The 18,450-nt window shown below is 65.4% G+C and carries 13 protein-coding genes and 2 pseudogenes; 13 read left to right on the plus strand and 2 right to left on the minus strand.

Features of this window, described 5'->3' with window-relative positions:
• Positions 1-245: 245 nt before the first annotated feature.
• From HMPREF2716_RS13730 to HMPREF2716_RS13745, 4 genes are read left to right on the plus strand one after another with little or no spacing between them, the layout of a single operon-like run.
• On the plus strand, positions 246-2,288 hold the full coding sequence (locus HMPREF2716_RS13730; protein WP_070621925.1) for a type VI secretion system Vgr family protein: 2,043 nt from the start codon (positions 246-248) through the stop codon (positions 2,286-2,288).
• Entirely contained in the window at positions 2,278-3,159 is an 882-nt protein-coding gene (locus HMPREF2716_RS13735) for a DUF4123 domain-containing protein (RefSeq protein ID WP_004352325.1), read from the plus strand. Before HMPREF2716_RS13730 ends, HMPREF2716_RS13735 begins: the two co-directional genes overlap by 11 nt.
• Positions 3,156-6,680, plus strand: coding sequence for a toxin VasX (locus HMPREF2716_RS13740; protein ID WP_043494632.1), 3,525 nt, complete (start codon positions 3,156-3,158; stop codon positions 6,678-6,680). Before HMPREF2716_RS13735 ends, HMPREF2716_RS13740 begins: the two co-directional genes overlap by 4 nt.
• 52 nt (positions 6,681-6,732) lie before the next feature.
• Positions 6,733-7,806, plus strand: coding sequence for a hypothetical protein (locus tag HMPREF2716_RS13745; RefSeq protein ID WP_003123708.1), 1,074 nt, complete (start codon positions 6,733-6,735; stop codon positions 7,804-7,806).
• A 130-nt stretch (positions 7,807-7,936) separates the two neighbouring features.
• Here the strand turns inward: HMPREF2716_RS13745 and argH are convergent, their stop codons facing one another.
• A complete protein-coding gene (argH, locus tag HMPREF2716_RS13750; RefSeq protein ID WP_003123707.1) occupies positions 7,937-9,331 on the minus strand; it encodes an argininosuccinate lyase in 1,395 nt (464 codons plus the stop codon).
• Between the two features lie 224 nt (positions 9,332-9,555).
• Between argH and algZ the strand changes: the two genes are divergently transcribed.
• The 8 genes and pseudogenes from algZ to rsd all read left to right on the plus strand — a co-directional run bounded on the left by algZ (position 9,556) and on the right by rsd (position 17,009).
• Positions 9,556-10,632 (plus strand): alginate biosynthesis two-component system sensor histidine kinase AlgZ, encoded by a 1,077-nt coding sequence (algZ, locus tag HMPREF2716_RS13755; protein ID WP_003096404.1) that lies wholly within the window; start codon positions 9,556-9,558, stop codon positions 10,630-10,632.
• A 4-nt stretch (positions 10,633-10,636) separates the two neighbouring features.
• Positions 10,637-11,383 (plus strand): alginate biosynthesis regulator AlgR, encoded by a 747-nt coding sequence (gene algR, locus HMPREF2716_RS13760; protein WP_003096397.1) that lies wholly within the window; start codon positions 10,637-10,639, stop codon positions 11,381-11,383.
• A gap of 108 nt (positions 11,384-11,491) precedes the next feature.
• Positions 11,492-12,433 carry a hydroxymethylbilane synthase gene (gene hemC, locus HMPREF2716_RS13765; protein WP_070621926.1) on the plus strand — a complete coding sequence of 314 codons (942 nt, stop codon included), beginning with the start codon at positions 11,492-11,494 and terminating at the stop codon, positions 12,431-12,433.
• The gene (locus HMPREF2716_RS13770; protein ID WP_016254034.1) at positions 12,430-13,185 is read left to right on the plus strand and encodes a uroporphyrinogen-III synthase; all 756 of its coding nucleotides are present in this window, start codon (positions 12,430-12,432) and stop codon (positions 13,183-13,185) included. Before hemC ends, HMPREF2716_RS13770 begins: the two co-directional genes overlap by 4 nt.
• A 26-nt stretch (positions 13,186-13,211) precedes the next feature.
• Positions 13,212-14,342, plus strand: a complete 1,131-nt coding sequence (locus HMPREF2716_RS13775) for a uroporphyrinogen-III C-methyltransferase (protein ID WP_043491903.1) — start codon at positions 13,212-13,214, stop codon at positions 14,340-14,342.
• A complete protein-coding gene (locus HMPREF2716_RS13780) occupies positions 14,339-15,577 on the plus strand; it encodes a heme biosynthesis protein HemY (protein WP_070621927.1) in 1,239 nt (412 codons plus the stop codon). The genes HMPREF2716_RS13775 and HMPREF2716_RS13780 overlap by 4 nt, the downstream gene beginning before the upstream one ends.
• Positions 15,578-15,756: 179 nt before the next feature.
• Complete coding sequence (locus HMPREF2716_RS13785) at positions 15,757-16,248, plus strand: disulfide bond formation protein B (RefSeq protein ID WP_003099230.1); 492 nt, start codon at positions 15,757-15,759, stop codon at positions 16,246-16,248.
• A gap of 279 nt (positions 16,249-16,527) precedes the next feature.
• Positions 16,528-17,009, plus strand: a pseudogene (gene rsd, locus HMPREF2716_RS13790) (sigma D regulator).
• A gap of 61 nt (positions 17,010-17,070) precedes the next feature.
• Here the strand turns inward: rsd and HMPREF2716_RS13795 are convergent.
• Positions 17,071-17,700, minus strand: a complete 630-nt coding sequence (locus tag HMPREF2716_RS13795; protein ID WP_003123704.1) for an FKBP-type peptidyl-prolyl cis-trans isomerase — start codon at positions 17,698-17,700, stop codon at positions 17,071-17,073.
• Positions 17,701-17,825: 125 nt separating this feature from the next.
• Between HMPREF2716_RS13795 and algP the strand changes: the two are divergent.
• Positions 17,826-18,450, plus strand: a pseudogene (gene algP / locus HMPREF2716_RS13800) (alginate regulator AlgP); the annotation flags it as partial.

Here is an 18,450-nt window from a genome sequence, read left to right on the forward strand (position 1 = left end):
TCTCCGGCACCTCCGGCTCCGACGACTGGCGCTCCCCGGTCGCCGGCTGAGCCGCGACCGCCGCACGCGGCCAGCCTCGCTGGCCGTCGTGCCCTCGATGACCCATAGCGCCGTGGCCAGGAAAGCCCGTGCCGGGTCGATGCCGCTTTGTTGTAGGCAGCTTCCGATCGAGCCTGCGCGCCCTTGTCTCGCCCGCGCCAGGCAGGACAATCGAATCGGTCGCCTGCGCCAGTGAGGGACAACGGATGTTCGCAGCAGCCAACCAGACCCATTTCAGCCTCGCCATCGACGGCCTCGTCCTCGACCTGCAGGTGCTCTCCTTCAGCGGCCGCGAAGCCATCAGCCAGCCGTTCGCCTTCGACCTGGAGCTGGTCGGCGAACGCCCCGTGCCGGACCTCGAAAGCCTGCTGCACAAACCCGCCTTCCTTACCCTCGGGCCCGCCGGCAACGGTATCCACGGCCTGGTGCGCAGCGCCGGACAGGGCGACTCGGGCAAGCGCCTGACCCGCTACCGCATCACCCTCGTCCCGCAACTGGCCTACCTCGCCCAGCGCACCAACCAGCGCATCTTCCAGCACCTCACGGTGCCGCAGATCGTCGGCCGGGTGCTGGAGGAACACGGCATCCTCGCCGACGCCTACCGCTTCCAGCTCGGCACCCGCTACCCCGAGCGCGAATACTGCGTGCAGTACGACGAGAGCGACCTGCAGTTCGTCCAGCGCCTGTGCTGCGAGGAGGGCATCCACTTTCATTTCCAGCACAGCGCCACGGCGCACCTGCTGGTGTTCGGCGACGACCAGACGGTGTTCCCGCGGCTCGCGCCGGTGGCCTACCAGCAGGACTCCGGCCTGGTCGCCGACCGGCCGGCGGTCAAGCGCTTCGGCGTACGCCTGGAAACCCGCACCAGCCGCGTCACCCGCCGCGACTACGACTTCGAGAAACCGCGCCTGACGCTGGAAAGCGCCGCCCGCGGCGAAGCCCGGCCGGACCTCGAGGACTACGACTATCCCGGTCGCTTCGTCGACCGCGAGCGCGGCAAGCACCTGGCCAGGCGTGCCCTCGAACGGCAGCGCAGCGACTACCGCCTGGCCGAGGGCCGCAGCGACCAACCGTTGCTGCTCAGCGGCCACTTCCTGCCGCTGGCCGCCCATCCCCAGGCGGGCTGGAACGACCTCTGGCTGCTCACCGAGGTGATTCACGAGGGGCGGCAGCCTCAGGTGCTGGAGGAAAGCATCGTCTCCGATGCCTCGGCGAGCCCGGACGACTTCCGGCAGGGTTACCGCAACCGCTTCCAGGCCACGCCCTGGGAGGCGTTCTTCCGTCCCCCGCTGACACCGCCGAAGCCGCGCATCCTCGGCACGCAGAGCGCGGTGGTGACCGGCCCGAAGGGCGAGGAAATCCACTGCGATCGCTACGGTCGGGTGAAGGTGCAATTCCACTGGGATCGCGAGGGCCAGGCCGACGACAGCAGCAGTTGCTGGTTACGCGTTGCCTCCGGCTGGGCGGGAAGGAACTACGGTGCCATCGCCATCCCGCGGGTCGGCATGGAGGTGCTGGTGACCTTCCTCGAAGGCGATCCCGACCAGCCGCTGGTCACCGGCTGCCTGTTTCACAGGGAACATCCGGTGCCCTACGAACTGCCGGGGCACAAGACCCGCAGCGTCTTCAAGAGCCTCAGCAGCCCTGGCGGCGGTGGCTACAACGAGCTGCGCATCGAGGACCGCAAGGGCCAGGAGCAGATCTTCGTCCATGCCCAGCGCGACTGGGACGAAAACATCGAGCACGACCAGAAGATCCGCGTCGGTCACCAACGCCACGACACCGTGGAGGCGAACAGCTACAGCGAGTTCAAGGCCGAGGAACACCGCACCACCCACGCCGAGCGCAAGGTGGAGGTCCGCGCCAGCGACCACCTCACCGTAGCCAACGACCAGCACCTGAAGATCGGCAGCGGCCAGTTTGTCGAGGCCGGCCAGGAGATCCACCTGAGCAGCGGCCTGAAGGTGGTGCTGGAGGCCGGCGCCGAACTGACCCTGAAGGGCGGTGGCAGCTTCCTCAAGCTCGACGCCAGCGGCGTGACCCTCTCCGGGGCCAACGTCCGGGTCAACTCCGGCGGCAGCCCGGGCAACGGCAGCGGCGCGGCGCCGCTGTTGCCGGGGCCGCTGCGGCAGGCCGACGCGGACAATCCGGGCGACCTGCTGATCCGCGCGCAGCGTCAGGCATTGCTGCAGAAGAAACCGATCTGCGCCATCTGCGAAGCGGCCAGGGCGAAAACCGATGCGCACTGAACCGATGCTGCCCGCCTTGCCCGCCGACCTGCCCTGGACGCTGAATGCCTACCTGCTGCTCGATGGCGTCAGCGTCACGGAACTGCCGCGCAAGCTCTACCAATGGAGCGATACTCCGACCTTCGAGCCGCTGTACCGCGACAGCCGCTGGCAGGAACTGCTGGACCTGTCGCCCTGCCTGGTCGCCCTCGACGGCCGCCAGGACCCTATCCTGCAGGCGTTCCTCGACAACGCCACACAGGAATGGGGCTACCTGCTCTTCGCCCGGGTCAGCTTGCCGATCCTGTCGCAGCACCTGCGGGACCTTCTGTGCGTCCAATCTCCCCATGGCGAGCCGGTGCTGCTGCGCCTGGCCGACCCGGCAGTGATGCATAGCCTGCTGGAACATGAACGCATGGAACTGTTCGGTCCGATCGAGCAGGCATGTGCTCCAGATGCCCTGGAAATCCGCTGGTGGCAACACCGGCGAAGCGGTTCGGCGATCGCTCGCGACCGCACGCAGCCCTACCGTCTGAGCGAGGCCGAATTCGATGCACTTGGCGAAGTCAGCTTCCGCCAGACCCTCATGGACATGGATCGCCACATGAATCTGTATTTCCCCGGCTATCGCCCGGCCCTGTGCGGCCGAGAGCGCTTCCAGCACCTGCGTATGCTGGCCGAGCAGGCCTACCGTCGTGGGATGTGCTCGGCGCGGGACATCCTGCTCTACGCCAATATCTTCGGCTACCTGGGCGAGGATGCGCTGGATGCGCACGCGGACATCGCCGTGCTGCTCGATGGTCCCTCCAGCCAATCCCCGGCGCAGCGGGTGGCCGCTGCGGCCGAGCTGGCGGAGCGTCGCGCCGCCGAGACAGAAAGGATGCATTCATGACTGCGCAGGCCACACCCCGGCGAGACAGCGCCAACCTGGCGGCAAACGAAGCCTCGTCCAGCGATAGTCGTTCGCCGAGCGGCACCTGTCCGTTGATGAACGCCAAGGTGCAGCTGTTGCCGCTGCGCTACGGTTTGACCGAAGGCGTCGATCCGAGCGCCGAGCTGGCGATGCCTTTCGCCCTGAAAAGCCGGCCGCTGGGTCTGCGGCTGGTGCGCAATGGCTATCTCTACGTGATCGACGGCGGAACCGGAAAGCTGCACGAATACCGCATCGACAAGGGCGCTATCGACAAGCTGCTGTGGCAGGACGCCGAGGTTCGCGCCGACATACGCAGCCGCGCGGTCGGCGAGCCCCAACTGGTCTTTCCCCGTACCAGCATCCTGTACGTGGCCTATTCGGAGCTGCAATGGACCGCGCGCAAGTGCATGCAGGTGCTCGCCAGTCCGAAGGACCGCGAGCACTTCATGCAGGCCGTCGATCTGCGCCGCGCCGACCCGCAGCAGGGGGGGCCGCATCTGCTGACCCGACGGCAGGCGGAAACCTGGCTGGCCGAAGTGGTGCAGAACAAGGTGCATCGCGACGAGCAGGGCCAGCAGCGCTTCCCGCCCCACCAGCAGCGCCCGGCCAGTCCACCCGCCGCCCATCCGGACGAACGACGCGACTACGTATGGGAGGATCCGCCGCTGTTCCGCGATACCCAGCTCGGCGAGTTGACTGCGCAGGTACTCCCGCAGTACGAGCATGATGCCCTGTTCCTGGCGCTGCGCGACGACATCGGCGTGATGCGCGACCTAGCCGCCTACCAGGACGAAGTGGTCGGCTGGCTCGAGGAATGGCTGCAGGGCGGCGCCCAGGCCGGGGCCAACGAGCGCGACTACGTGATCGCCTGCTACATCGAGTCGTTGACCCAGATCCGCGCCGCGGAACTGCCCAAGCTGGCCGACGAGAGTGCCCAGCCGCTGTTCGACGATCTCGACCGGCTGCCACCTCCCGAGCGGGAGCGATCGCGCCAGGCCTTGCTGGACTACCTCAACGGCGAGCCGTTGCCGAAGCCGATGGACCCAGCCATGCCGGAGCCGCTGCACAGACCTGTGGAGCGACACTTCACCAAGCGGAAAATGGCGGTTGCCGATCCGGCCTTCGTCGAACGCAACCTGGACGCCCTGATCCGCCTGAAGAAGAGCCACGACGAAAAGGTCGACGACGCGCTGCATGGCGCCAAATTCGGCCAGCGTGGCATCGACGACCTGATCGACCGTCCCGCCATGGATGCCTTCCTCGCCGCCAACAGGCCCAACCTGGCGCGCTGGAACGCCCTGCTCGAGCAGATCAGCGCAGACCGCACGCAGATGCTTACCGAGCAGCGATTCCATCGCGCCGCCTGGTACTACGATTTCCAGCAGGCCGAGCAATTGGGACTGGCCTTCGCCACCCAGTACGCCTGCCTGAAGGATATCTGCCGCAGCGACGAGGCCAGCGAGGCCGTGCTCGCCTTCCTGGAGGAAAATCCGCAATACGATCGCCCATTGTTCCAGACTCTGCCGTTGAACACCCAGGCCGAACTGATCGCGCAATACGCGCAGCTCGGGCCGCCCGGCCATCTCTGGCTCTCCAAGCTGAAAGAGTGGGCGCAGCAGCGCGACTCGCTGGAGCTGGGCAAGCTGCCCGCTCTCGACGGCTTGCCGGAGGCCACCCGAGCGCTTGCCGACAGCGCCCAGGCCACGCTCAACCCGGCGTTGACCCTGGGCATCAGCCGGACCATGGAGGGCTTCTTCAAGAGCGTAGGCCAGCAGCAGGCGCCGGATCTCGACGCGCTGTTCCGCAAGCTGCCCAAGGCCCTTCCTGGTCGCCTGCTCGACGCCGCGGTCCGCGAAGGGGTGACCTTCACCATTGCCAGCGAAGCGGAAAAGGCCATCCTCCAGGCCGATCTGAAGGAAGTGCTCGAACAGCGCGCGGAGCTGCGCCGGCTGGTCCGCCAGCGCAAGCAGGTGAAGAGCCAGGCCGGACACAAGTCGACGGACGCCCGCGCCTTGCTCGCCGACATCCAGCGTGTCCGCCTCCAGCTCAACGCCCTGGAGCCGCGCCTGGCCGCCGCCCTCAGCCCGATCGCCGAGCTTCCGGACAACAGCATCCGTCTCGCCGGTGCGACACCAGGCCGCGCCGGAATCACCTTGATCCTGCCGTCTGCACAGTTACAGGAAGTTGCCAGTGGTATCCGTAACCTGCGCAATGGCTATAGCAGTGCAGCCGCGTTCAATAAGGTGGGGGATGGAATTGGTCTGGCTGTGTTTGTGGCGCAGTTTGTCAATATGGTGCAGGTATGGCGGGGGGTTATCGCGACTTCGCCGGATAAGCGTGAGCTAATGCCGCTGGCTGGTTCTATTTTCACCACAATATCTGCGGGCGTAGCGGCAGCTCAGGCCATTGCCGATACAGCTCTTCAGGCCAGAAGTGCTCAGTTGGCACAGGGGCTGCAAAACCACGCTGTGGAAGTTGCTCATGTACAAATGGGAAAACTGCACTTACGCCTAGGGTTTGTGGGATATGCGGCAGGTTTTTTTGCAGCAGCTGTTGCTACTCAAACCCACTATGGCGAGTGGCTTGGTGCTATACGCAGCGGAAATGCTCAAGCTCAGCAAGGTGCCGCTTTAGCTATGGTTGGCTCCAGCGGAATGCTGGCCAGCAGCGCCTACGGGGTATGGCATACGGGGTATGCTTTAAAAGGTGTGCTCAGGGCTGCAACACCTGCTGCCGAGCGTACAGCCTGGGCATTGGCTGGCACGCGACTTTCGAGCATATTTGCTCGATTCAATATCGCCGGTGCCATTTTCACCGCCCTCGAACTGGTAGGAACCTATTGGTATAACCGCAGTAATACCACGCCCCATGACGATTGGTTGCTCAGTACACCCTGGAGCCGCGACATCGGAGGGCGCCTGAACCAGTCCCTGGAAATCTATCAGCAACGACTTCTGGGGATCGTCCAGACGCCAAGAGGTGAGGTCAAGCACGCGAGTCATGGCAGTTGGTGGCGAGACCTGCTCTCCTCACCTGCCACTGCGGAGATCAGCCTAGCCTTGCCTGGTATCAGTCTGGGAGCACTGCAGCAGACCTTGGCCGGGCGCCCTGAAGTACGCTTGAGCCTGGCGGCCTACCGCATTCGTAGTGTGAAATACGAAAGAGGTTCGCCCATGGTGCGTTGGTTCCCCGTCACCGAAGTTGTCGGCGACAGTCTACAGGTCGCGTCCGCCGAACCGTTGGTGTTGCTGGTGCCGCGGCTAGCGCCGCTGGAGGGTGTGACCGGGGGCTCGGTCACGGAGGATCTATTACTGGCTGTACAGATCGAACGACTGAACCCGCAGGGTCAATATCATGCCGATCGGCACATGGTTCGCCTGTCGCCACACAGCGAAGGAGACTATCCTGCTTCGCCACAACGTATCCAGGGGCAGGAAGCATTCTGGATGCTAATTGACCCCCGTTTGCTGCCGGATTTTGCCGATGCTCCAGAACGATAAGCCCATGGATGTGCCGCCGTTGCGACTGATGGAGAGCCACCGAGCAGGTGATGTGGTTCCCTTTTCCAGCGGGCTGGTCAGTTATCTCGCGCCTTTACCTCTACCTACAGTCCAGCCCGCACAGGACTATTCTCATGCCGTGGGGGAAATGAATGATACTTATCTTGACTTCGGGACAGGGCTGCCCAATGCATTTGCCTGGCAGGTCAGATTAGGTGGCCCATTTACTCTCTGGATAATATCTGTTTTTTTAATTCCAACCCTAATGATGGTCGGCACGCCTTTGTTAGGTGGTGATATAAGCACGGCTAAACAGTTGGCTGTAGGGTTGTTTGATATAGGGATAACATATGGCTCGGGGTGTGCGCTGTTTGGCTTTCTTATCTTGTTAAGTGCATGGTGGTCCAATCATATAAAGTATAAAAAGATAATCCCTACTCGCTTCAATCGCCAGCGCCGCGAAGTTTGCTTCGTCCCAGAAAGCCACTCCGCCCCCATCTTCGTCCCCTGGGAGTCCCTATCGGCCTGGGTGATCCAGGCCCAGGGTGCCACCCAGTACGGCATCCAGCGCCAATACGGCATGGGTGTGGGCTTCCATCATGCCGCCAGCGGCGAGGACTTCTCCCTGGAGTTCCCTTGTGCCGGCCTGCCTCTGGCCATCGCCAACTGGGAGGCCGTCCGAGCCTATATGGAGCATGAGGTGCACAGCCTCAAGGAAATCCAGGACCCACTCGACCTGCAAGGCCCGGACGACCCGCCTCACGAGGGGCTGCACACCTTCCGCAATGCCCGCGCTCGTGCTCATCGTCGCTACCGGGAGGGTGAAGTAGGGCGTTGGTATATGGTCGGTTGGTATCTCTACCACGCAATGGATTTATGGACGCTGCCATTCCATCTAGTCGAATGGGAAATCCGCCGGGTCAAGCGCATGCAACGCCAGGAGTTGCCCGAGGCCATGCGTGCCTGGTCACAGCCCCTGCCATCCGAACAGTGGGTCAGGCCCAGCGAGGAGCTGCAACGTCAGAGTCAACGGGTGAGGGCCTTGCGACAGCGTGATCCGCAACGCTCGATCATCGAGATATTTACCGAGGTACGGCGAGAGGCTTCGGCGACTGGCGTACGCTGAGCGCCCGTCGTTTCCGGAAGCATAGCTGGCGGAGCGTCGTCGGCTGCGGAGGTGGGGGATACGGAGCGCTAAGGCTGCGCTCCGCGTGTCGCCCGACCCTGCTGGGTGCGAGGTCGGATTGTCGCAAGCCTCAGCGCTGGGCGAGCAACTGCCGGCCGCGGGTGACGGCGGCACGGACCTGGTTCGGCGCGGTGCCGCCGATATGGTCGCGGGCGTTGACCGAGCCTTCCAGGGTCAGCACGTCGAAGACGTCGGCGTCGATCTGCTCGCTGAAGCGGCGCAGTTCGTCGAGGCTCATCTCGGCGAGGTCCTTGCCGCTGTCTACGCCGTACTTCACTGCGTGGCCGACGATCTCGTGGCAGTCGCGGAACGGCAGGCCCTTGCGCACCAGGTAGTCCGCCAGGTCGGTGGCGGTGGAGAAACCGCGGCGTGCCGCCTCGCGCATGATCTCGCGCCGGGGCCGGATCGCCGGGACCATGTCGGCGAAGGCGCGCAGGCTATCGCGCAGGGTGTCGGCGGCGTCGAACAGCGGTTCCTTGTCTTCCTGGTTGTCCTTGTTGTAGGCCAGCGGCTGGCCCTTCATCAGGGTCAGCAAGCCGGTGAGGGCGCCGAACACCCGGCCGGACTTGCCGCGTACCAGCTCCGGCACGTCGGGGTTCTTCTTCTGCGGCATGATCGAGGAGCCGGTGCAGAAGCGGTCGGGCAGGTCGATGAACTGGAACTGCGCGCTGGTCCACAGCACCAGCTCTTCCGAGAAGCGCGACAGGTGCATCATCGCCAGGCTGGCGGCGGCGCAGAATTCGATGGCGAAGTCGCGGTCGGAGACGCCGTCCAGGGAGTTGCCGCCAACCGCGTCGAAGCCCAGCAACTGGCAGGTGATCTCGCGCTGGATCGGGTAGGTGGTGCCGGCCAGGGCCGCCGAGCCGAGCGGCATGCGGTTGACCCGCTTGCGGCAGTCGACCAGGCGCTCGTAGTCGCGGCCGAGCATCTCGAACCAGGCCAGCAGGTGGTGGCCGAAGGTCACCGGCTGGGCGGTCTGCAGGTGGGTGAAACCGGGCATGATGGTGTCGGCTTCCGCTTCGGCCAGGCCCAGCAGGCCCTCCTGCAGGCGGGTGATCTCGGCGAGGATGGTGTCGATCTCGTCGCGTAGCCAGAGGCGGATGTCGGTGGCCACCTGGTCGTTGCGCGAGCGGCCGGTGTGGAGCTTCTTGCCGGTGACGCCGATGCGGTCGGTCAGGCGCGCCTCGATGTTCATGTGCACGTCTTCCAGGTCGACGCGCCAGTCGAAGCTGCCGGCTTCGATTTCCGCCTGGATCTGTTGCAGGCCGTCGACGATCGCATCGCGCTCGGCGTCGCTCAGCACGCCGACCTTGGCCAGCATCGTGGCGTGGGCGATGGAACCCATGATGTCGTGGCGGTAGAGACGCTTGTCGAAGTCGACGGAGGCGGTGAAACGGGCGACGAAGGCGTCGACGGGCTCGCTGAAGCGGCCGCCCCAGGACTGGTTGGTCTTCTCTACGCTCATGGTATCTCTCGCTGCAACAAGAAACGGACAGGCCGCGCGGCCTGCGTGACGGGCAAAGTGCGACGATGATAGCAGGCCGGGAGGAAAAACCGGCGGCTCGTCGACGAAGCCGGAACGAGCGCTGTTTCGCGGTTTTTTGCGGCAGATGGCATTTCGGTGCTTTATTTCGCCCGTACGCCCGCGGCTGTCTTGCGGGCGCCACGGGCCTTGCGGAAACTCTGTCGATGCCTATCCGATTCAAGCCCGGCCGCTCGACCCGGCCGGCCGTCCAAGACGACTTCTTCATTCCCGAGCTCTGCGAAGCCGAAGCCCTGTTCACCCTGGTGCTGCTGGCGGAGCTGCTGGTGCTCGTGCTGGTACTGGCGGAGCCGATGACGCCGAGCTTCAACTGGGTGCGCCTGGCCCTGGCGTCGCTGTTCGTGCAGTGGATCGTACTGCTCTCGGCGGCGCTGTTCTGCCGCCTGCGGCCATTGCTCGCGCGCCTGCCGGTGGCGCTGGCGGGGAGTGCCTGCTGCCTGTTGGTGGTGGCCCTCACCCTGGGCTGCACGGCGGTCGCCGAGCACTATCAGCTGGGCGGAGAACTGACGCGTGCCGGCGAGGTCAATCTGTATCTGCGGCACGCGCTGATCGCGCTGATCATGTCCGCCCTGGTGCTGCGCTACTTTTACCTGCAGAGCCAGTGGCGCCGGCAGCAGCAGGCCGAGTTGCAGGCGCGCCTGGAATCACTGCAGGCGCGGATTCGCCCGCACTTCCTGTTCAACAGCCTGAACAGCATCGCCAGCCTGATCGAGCTGGACCCGCTGAAGGCCGAGCATGCGGTGCTGGACCTGTCCGACCTGTTCCGGGCCAGCCTGGCGAAGCCCGGCACTTTAGTTTCCTGGGAGGAGGAACTGGCGCTGGCAAGGCGCTATCTTTCCATTGAGCAGTATCGTCTTGGCGATCGCCTGCAACTGGACTGGCAGGTGCACGGGGTGCCGGCCAACCTGCCGATCCCCCAACTGACCTTGCAGCCGCTGCTGGAAAATGCGCTTATCTATGGCATCCAGCCGCGGGTCGAAGGTGGCCTGGTGCAGGTCGAGGCGGTTTATCGTGAAGGAGTGTTCCAGCTATGTGTGAGCAACCCCTACGACGAGGCGCTCGAGTCGCCCCCGTCGAAAGGCACGCGACAGGCGTTACACAATATCGATGCACGACTTGGGGCACTTTTCGGGCCTAAAGCGAGTCTCAGCGTCGAGCGCCGTGACGGACGGCACTACACCTGTCTACGCTATCCATGTGCGCGACTCATGCAGGAAGCCTGAGCTTATGAATGTCCTGATTGTCGATGACGAACCTCTGGCGCGAGAGCGCCTGGCCCGATTGGTAGGGCAACTGGACGGCTATCGCGTCCTCGAGCCCTCGGCCAGCAATGGCGAAGAAGCGCTGACGCTGATCGACAGCCTCAAGCCCGATATCGTCCTGCTGGATATCCGCATGCCCGGTCTGGACGGCCTCCAGGTCGCGGCCAGACTCTGCGAGCGGGAAGCGCCGCCGGCTGTGATCTTCTGCACGGCCCATGACGAATTCGCCCTGGAAGCCTTCCAGGTCAGCGCCGTGGGCTACCTGGTCAAGCCGGTGCGCAGCGAAGACCTGGCCGAGGCGTTGAAGAAAGCCTCGCGACCGAACCGCGTGCAACTGGCCGCGCTGACCAAGCCCCCGGCCTCCGGCGGCAGCGGTCCGCGCAGCCACATCAGTGCGCGGACCCGCAAGGGGATCGAGCTGATCCCGCTGGAAGAGGTGATCTTCTTCATTGCCGACCACAAGTACGTGACCTTGCGCCATGCGCAGGGCGAGGTGCTGCTGGACGAGCCGTTGAAGGCGCTGGAAGACGAGTTCGGCGAGCGCTTCGTGCGCATCCACCGCAACGCGCTGGTCGCCCGCGAACGGATCGAACGCCTGCAGCGTACGCCGCTGGGGCATTTCCAGCTCTACCTGAAAGGCCTCGACGGCGATGCACTGACCGTCAGCCGGCGGCACGTGGCCGGGGTCAGGCGTCTGATGCATCAGCTCTGACAGCGGTCGGCGGTTCGCCAGCGACCCGGGTGCGGCTATCGGGCCCAGCGTCCGCGCACTCGGGTTCGAACTGTTATCATGGGCGCATCCCTGTGCACGGAATATCCCATGTCGTCCCGCGAAATCCGCATCGCCACTCGCCAGAGCGCCCTCGCCTTGTGGCAGGCCGAATACGTCAAGGCGCGCCTGGAGCAGGCTCATCCTGGCCTGACCGTCACCCTGCTGCCGATGACCAGTCGCGGCGACAAGCTGCTCGACGCACCGCTGGCGAAGATCGGCGGCAAGGGCCTGTTCGTCAAGGAACTGGAAACCGCCCTGCTCGAAGGCGCCGCCGACATCGCGGTGCATTCGATGAAGGACGTGCCGATGGACTTTCCCGAGGGGCTCGGTCTCTACACCATCTGCGAGCGCGAAGACCCGCGTGACGCTTTCGTCTCGAACACCTACGCCAGCCTCGAGCAACTGCCAGCCGGCAGCGTGGTCAGCACCTCCAGCCTGCGCCGCCAGGCGCAGCTGCTGGCGCGCCGGCCGGACCTGCAGATCCGTTTCCTGCGGGGCAACGTCAATACCCGCCTGGCCAAGCTGGATGCCGGCGAATACGACGCGATCATCCTCGCCGCCGCCGGCCTGATCCGCCTCGGCTTCGAGTCGCGCATCCGCTCCTCGATCAATGTCGACGACAGCCTGCCCGCCGGCGGACAAGGCGCCGTCGGCATCGAATGCCGTACTGCCGACAGCGACCTGCATGCCTTGCTGGAACCCTTGCACCATTCCGACACGGCTCTGCGGGTCACTGCCGAGCGCGCGCTGAACAAGCGACTCAACGGCGGTTGCCAGGTGCCGATCGCCTGCTACGCCATCCGCGAGGGCGACCAGCTGTGGCTGCGCGGCCTGGTCGGCCAGCCTGATGGCACCCAGTTGCTGCGCGCCGAGGGGCGGGCGCCACTGGCGGAAGCCGAGGCGCTGGGCGTGCGGGTGGCCGAGGACCTGCTGGAACAGGGCGCCGAAGCGATTCTCGAAGCCGTCTACGGCGAGGCCGGACATCCGTGAGCGGCTGGCGGCTCCTGCTGACGCGCCCCGACGAGGAGTGCGCGGCGCTGGCCGCCAGCCTCGGCGAGGCGGGCGTCCATAGCAGCAGCCTGCCGCTGTTGGCGATCGATCCGCTGGAAGAAACCCCGGAGCAGCGTACGCTGATGCTCGACCTGGACCGCTACTGCGCGGTGGTGGTGGTCAGCAAGCCGGCGGCGCGCCTGGGACTGGAGCGGCTCGACCGCTACTGGCCGCAGCCGCCGCAGCAGACCTGGTGCAGCGTCGGCGCGGCGACCGCGGCGATCCTCGAGGCCTACGGCCTCGACGTAACCTACCCTGAACAGGGCGACGACAGCGAAGCGTTGCTGGCGCTGCCGACGTTCCAGGATTCCCTGCGCGTGCACGATCCGAAAGTGCTGATCATGCGCGGCGAAGGTGGCCGAGAATTCCTCGCCGAGCGCCTGCGCGGCCAAGGCGTGCAGGTGGACTACCTGCCACTCTACCGGCGCCGGGCTCCGGACTATCCGGCCGGAGAGCTGCTGGCAAGGGTGCGGGCGGAACGCCTGAACGGCCTGGTGGTCAGCAGTGGACAGGGTTTGCAAAATCTGTATCAGTTGGCGGCAGCCGATTGGCCCGAGATAGGCCGGTTGCCGCTGTTCGTACCCAGCCCGCGGGTCGCCGAGATGGCGCGCGAACTGGGTGCGCAACGGGTGATTGATTGCCGGGGCGCGAGCGCGCCGGCCTTGCTGGCGGCCCTGACGAGCGCCGCCTAGAACTTTCTTGACCAAAGGATGGACCTGTGAGCGAAGCAGTCACTCCCCAAGACGACGCAAGAACTTCCACTTCCACCCCTTCTCCCGTTGCACCCGATGCATCCAGGCGTTCCGGTACCGCCACCGGCCTGGCGTTGCTCGCCCTGCTGGTTGGCGTGGCGGGACTTGGCGCGGGTGGCTGGAGCTTCTGGCAGGTCCAGCAGTTGCAGGGCACCGAGCGCGACCAGCTGGCGCAGCTGGAAGATGCCCGTGGCAAGACCGAATCCCTGGCCCAGCGCAACCAGCAACTGGCTGCCCGCCTGGACGCTTTGCCCACCGCGGACGAACTGGAGGCCCGGCGACGCCTTGTGGTGGAGCTGCAGGGCGACCAGCAGCATCTTAGCGAGCAACTGAAGAAGATCCTCGGCCAGAGCCGCCAGCAATGGCGACTGGCCGAGGCCGAACACCTGCTGCGTCTGGCCAGTCTGCGCCTGTCCGCCTTGCAGGACGTGGGCAGCGCCACCGAACTGGTGCAGGGCGCCGATGACATCCTGCGCGCGCAGAACGATCCCGGCGCCTATGCCGCCCGCGCCAAGCTGGCGGCCAGCCTCGAGGCCCTGCGCGCGTTGCCGGAGCCGGACCGTACCGGGCTGTTCGTGCAACTGGCGGCGTTGCGCGAGCAGGTCAACCAGTTGCAACCGCTCACGCCGACCTTCAAGGAAGGCGAAAGCGGTGCCAGCAATGTCGCCTGGGGCGACGGCAACAGCACCTGGGAGCTGTGGTGGGAGAAGATCTCGCGCTACATCCGCATCGATTTCAATGCCGGCCAGGACATTCGTCCGCTGCTGGCCGGCGAGCAATTGGCGCAGGTGCGCCTGACCATCGGCCTGGCCCTGGAGCAAGCCCAGTGGGCGGCGCTGAATGGCAAGCAGGAAGTCTACGAGCAGGCGCTGAAGCAGGCCCAGGACGTGCTGGACGGCTATTTCAACGTAGAGCTGGCCGACAGCCGCGCGTTGAAGTTGCGTATCGATGAGTTGGCGAAGCAGCCGGTCACCGTGCAGGTCCCTGACCTCGCACCGGCCCTGAGCGCCCTGCAGTCCTACGTGTCGCGCCGCGAGGCCGCCGGCAACCTGGTGCCCGAGGCGCAGGCGGCTCCGGCCACGGAGGGCCGTCCATGAGACGCATCTACCTCCTGGTCCTGGCGGTGGTGCTGGTCGCCACGCTGGTTGGGCTGGCGATCTCCGAGCAGGCCGGCTATGTGCTGATCGCCTACAAGAGCTTCCGTTACGAATCCAGCCTGTGGTCGTTCCTCGCCCTGCTGGCGGTGGTCTGGCTGCTGGTGGTGCTGGTGCGCCTGGTCCTGCGCCTGCTCGGCAGCTCGGGGCGGGTGGTCAACCCCTGGTCGCGCTACAACCGCCGGCGTCGCGTGCAGATGGCCGAGCACAGCGGCCTGCGCGATCTCGGCGAAGGCAACTGGCCGCAGGCGCTGCGTCATTTGCGGCGGGCTGCGGAGATGGGCGAGCGGCCGCTGATGCATTACCTCGGCGCGGCGCGGGCCGCCAACGAACTCGAGCGCTACGACGAGGCCGACGACCTGCTGAACCGGGCTCGCGAGCGCGAGCCGGATGCCCAATTGCTGGTCGGCCTGACCCGTGCGCAACTGCTGATCAATCGCGGCGACTCCCCGCAGGCACGCAATCCCCTCGAAGAGCTGCACGGGCTCCAGCCGCAGCACCGCACGGTATTGCGGCTGATGCAGCAGCTGTACGTCACCCAGCACGACTGGCAGGCCCTTTGCGTCCTGCTGCCGGAGCTGCGCAAGGAGCGTGTGCTGAAGGATTCCGAACTGCGCGACCTCGAACGCCGTGCCTGGGTGGCTTCCTTGCAGGAAGCCGGCGAGCGTGGACTGAACGAGGGCGAGACGGCGTTGCAGCCGCTGACCCAGCGCTGGCAGAACGTGCCTTCGGCGCTGCGTGCAGACCCGGCGATCGTCGCGGGCTATGCCGCCCAACTGCTTCGCCTGGGCGCCGAGGAAGAGGCCGAAGAAGTCCTCCGCCATGCGCTCAAGCAAGGCTTCGACGCGACCCTGGTGCAACTCTACGGGCAGGTGCGCGGGCGCGATCCGGGCAAGCAATTGCAGGCCGCGGAAGGTTGGCTCAAGGAACATCCGAACGATCCCGGCCTGCTGCTGACCCTGGGGCGCCTGTGCCTGATCAACAAGCTCTGGGGCAAGGCCCGGGAATACCTGGAGGCCAGCCTGAGCTTCCAGCGCAGTGCCGAGACCTGCGCCGAGCTGGGACGCCTGCTGGCGCAGCTCGGCGAGGTCGAGCGCAGCAACCAGTTGTTCCAGGAGGGCCTGGTCCTGCTCGATCGGCGTACTCCGGGGCTGCCCGTGGTGGTGGCGGGCATTTGAGCATGGGGAACGCCGGGTGGCGTTCCCCGTTCGGCTCCATCGGCAGGACTGTGGCGGCTTGTCGCGGGTGCCCGGCATGATTCGGGATGCCTTGCCGCAGAGCTGCCTTGCGGCTTGAAACTGCCGGAGGCTTTCCACTACCGTAGGCGGCCTTTCCCCTGTGTACCTGTGGATCCGCCATGCCCCTGGCCAGCCCCCGTCAGCTTTTCCTTCTCGCGTTCCTGGCCTGCGTCGCCATCATGGGCGGGGCGCTGTACCTGGAGCATGTGGTTGGCCTGGAGGCCTGCCCGCTGTGCGTCGTGCAGCGGATCTTCTTCATCCTGATCGGCCTGACCTGCCTTGCTGGCGCGATCCAGGGGCCCGGCCTGCGTGGGCGGCGTATCTACTCCGTGCTGGTGTTCCTGCTCGCTCTCGGCGGCGGGGCCACGGCCGCCCGCCAGGTATGGTTGCAGACCGTTCCGCTGGACCAACTGCCGGCCTGCCTGCCCAGCCTCGACTACATGATGCAGGCGCTTCCCTTCCAGGAAGTGATCCGCCTGGTCCTGCATGGCACCGCGGATTGTGCCCAGGTGAGCTGGACGCTATTCACCCTGAGCATTCCCGAATGGAGCCTGCTGGCGTTCGTTGCCTATCTCGGCTTCTCCATCGTGCAGTTCCTCCGACGTGCCTGATGCGGGCTGTCGCGTGGTCTTTCGTCAGCTCTCGAGCGTCGGCCGTATCGATTTGGCGAAAACCAGAGCGGATGCGGGATACCGATCAAACATCCGTATGAATTTTTCTGTACGGGCGTCTTGATGGGGTCATCCGGGGGGCATAATCTGGCTTTCCGTAGCGCCGGAGTCCGCCCCTTGCACAGGCGTTCTCCCACAGAGCGCAGAGAGTGCGTCAGCAATGCGTCTCGGAGCGGACGATGATTCTCCGGGACGTCCGAAGAGGGAAGCGAGGACAACATGCTCGAAAGCTGCCGTAATGCCCAAGAGCGGTGGGGGGCGTGCACCAACTGATCGATCGCTGGCTGCATGAGCGCCAGCAACTGGTGCAGGCCTTCGATGCCCTGAGCGGTATTCAGGCACCGGCGCCCAACGCCGAAGAACTCCAGCATTTCTGCCAATTGCTGCTGGACTACGTATCTGCCGGACACTTCGAGGTCTACGAGCAACTGACGGCGGAAGGCAAGGCCTTCGGCGATCAGCGCGGCCTGGAGCTGGCCAAGCAGATATTCCCCCGGCTGGAAGCCATCACCGAATCCGCGCTGAACTTCAACGACCGCTGCGACAACGGCGATTGCCGTGAAGGAGCCTGCCTCATCGCGGAGCTGAAGGTCCTGCGGCAACAGTTGCACGAACGCTTCGAGCTGGAGGACTGCCTCATCGAAGTCCTGCACAACGCCCACAGCCAGAGCGGCGCAGAGGGTTCGGCAGTACCGGTCTGATTCACCGGCGAGTCGTTACGAAACGGCGCGTCTCCATGCGGGAGAGCGCCGTTTTTGCATTTTAGCGGACGCCCAGCAGGTCGATCTCGAAGACCAGCGGAGCGTCGGGCGGGATCAGGTCGCCAGCGCCTTCGTGGCCATAGGCTTGCGTCGAAGGAATCACCACTCGCCAGCGCGCGCCGACAGGCATCGCTCGCAACGCTGTGCGCCATCCCTCTATCACACTGTCCAGGGCGAACCACTCGGCGCTTTCGCTCTGGTCGAACACTTGACCGTCGGCGAGCAGGCCGCGGTAACGGACGTGTACCTGGGTTGCCGCGCCGATGCCGTTACCTTGGCCACGACGTAATTCGCTGACGAGGACGCCGCCGGTCAATTCGCGGACGCCGAAGCGGGCTTTTTCGTTGGCCAGGAAGCGGGCCTCGGCGGGTGTGGTCCGCGGTGTTTCCGTCGTGGCGTTCTCGTGTTGCAGCAGAAGTTGTTCGATGCGTTCGGGGGGGATTTCAAGTGCCTCGCCGCGATAGGCCTGGCGCAGTCCGAGAAGTAGCTCGGATAGCTCTAGGCCGGGCATTTCCTGCTGTAGGCGCATGCCCAGGCGGGCGCCTACGGCATAGGCCAGTTCGTCCTTGGGAGGCGCGGCGAAAAGCGGCAGCGGCAGTAGAAAAAGACCGATGAAAAGGCGGCGCGGCATGCGGTTTCTCCAAACGAATCGGCGGGCAATCCTGGCGCACGTCGCTTGTAGCACATCGAACCCGTTGGCGAGAGGGGGTGTGCGGGTCTAGTATGGGCGCAACCACGTCCGCCTGGAGGCACGTCATGTCGGCCAACAAGAAGCCCGTCACCACCCCCTTGCACCTGTTGCAGCAACTTTCCCACAGCCTTGTCGAGCACTTGGAAGGTGCGTGCAAACAAGCGCTGGTCGATTCGGAAAAGCTCCTGGCCAAACTTGAAAAGCAACGTGGCAAAGCCCAGGAAAAACTGCACAAGGCTCGCACCAAGCTGCAGGATGCTGCCAAGGCCGGCAAGACCAAGGCACAGGCCAAGGCGCGCGAGACCATCAGCGACCTGGAAGAGGCGTTGGATACCCTGAAGGCCCGGCAGGCGGACACCCGTACCTACATCGTCGGCCTCAAGCGTGACGTACAGGAAAGCCTCAAGCTGGCGCAGGGTGTCGGCAAGGTGAAGGAAGCCGCTGGCAAGGCTCTGGAGAGCCGCAAGGCGAAACCCGCGACCAAACCTGCTGCGAAGGCGGCAGCCAAGCCTGCGGTGAAAACCGTAGCGGCGAAGCCTGCGGCCAAGCCGGCTGCGAAGCCTGCTGCGAAACCGGCGGCCAAGCCTGCGGCGAAAACCGCGGCAGCGAAGCCCGCAGCCAAGCCGACGGCGAAGCCTGCTGCGAAACCGGCGGCTAAGCCCGCGGCGAAAACCGCAGCCGCGAAGCCCG

It is taken from the genome of Pseudomonas sp. HMSC076A11 (genome assembly GCF_001810205.1).
Classification (GTDB): Bacteria; Pseudomonadota; Gammaproteobacteria; order Pseudomonadales; family Pseudomonadaceae; genus Pseudomonas; species Pseudomonas aeruginosa.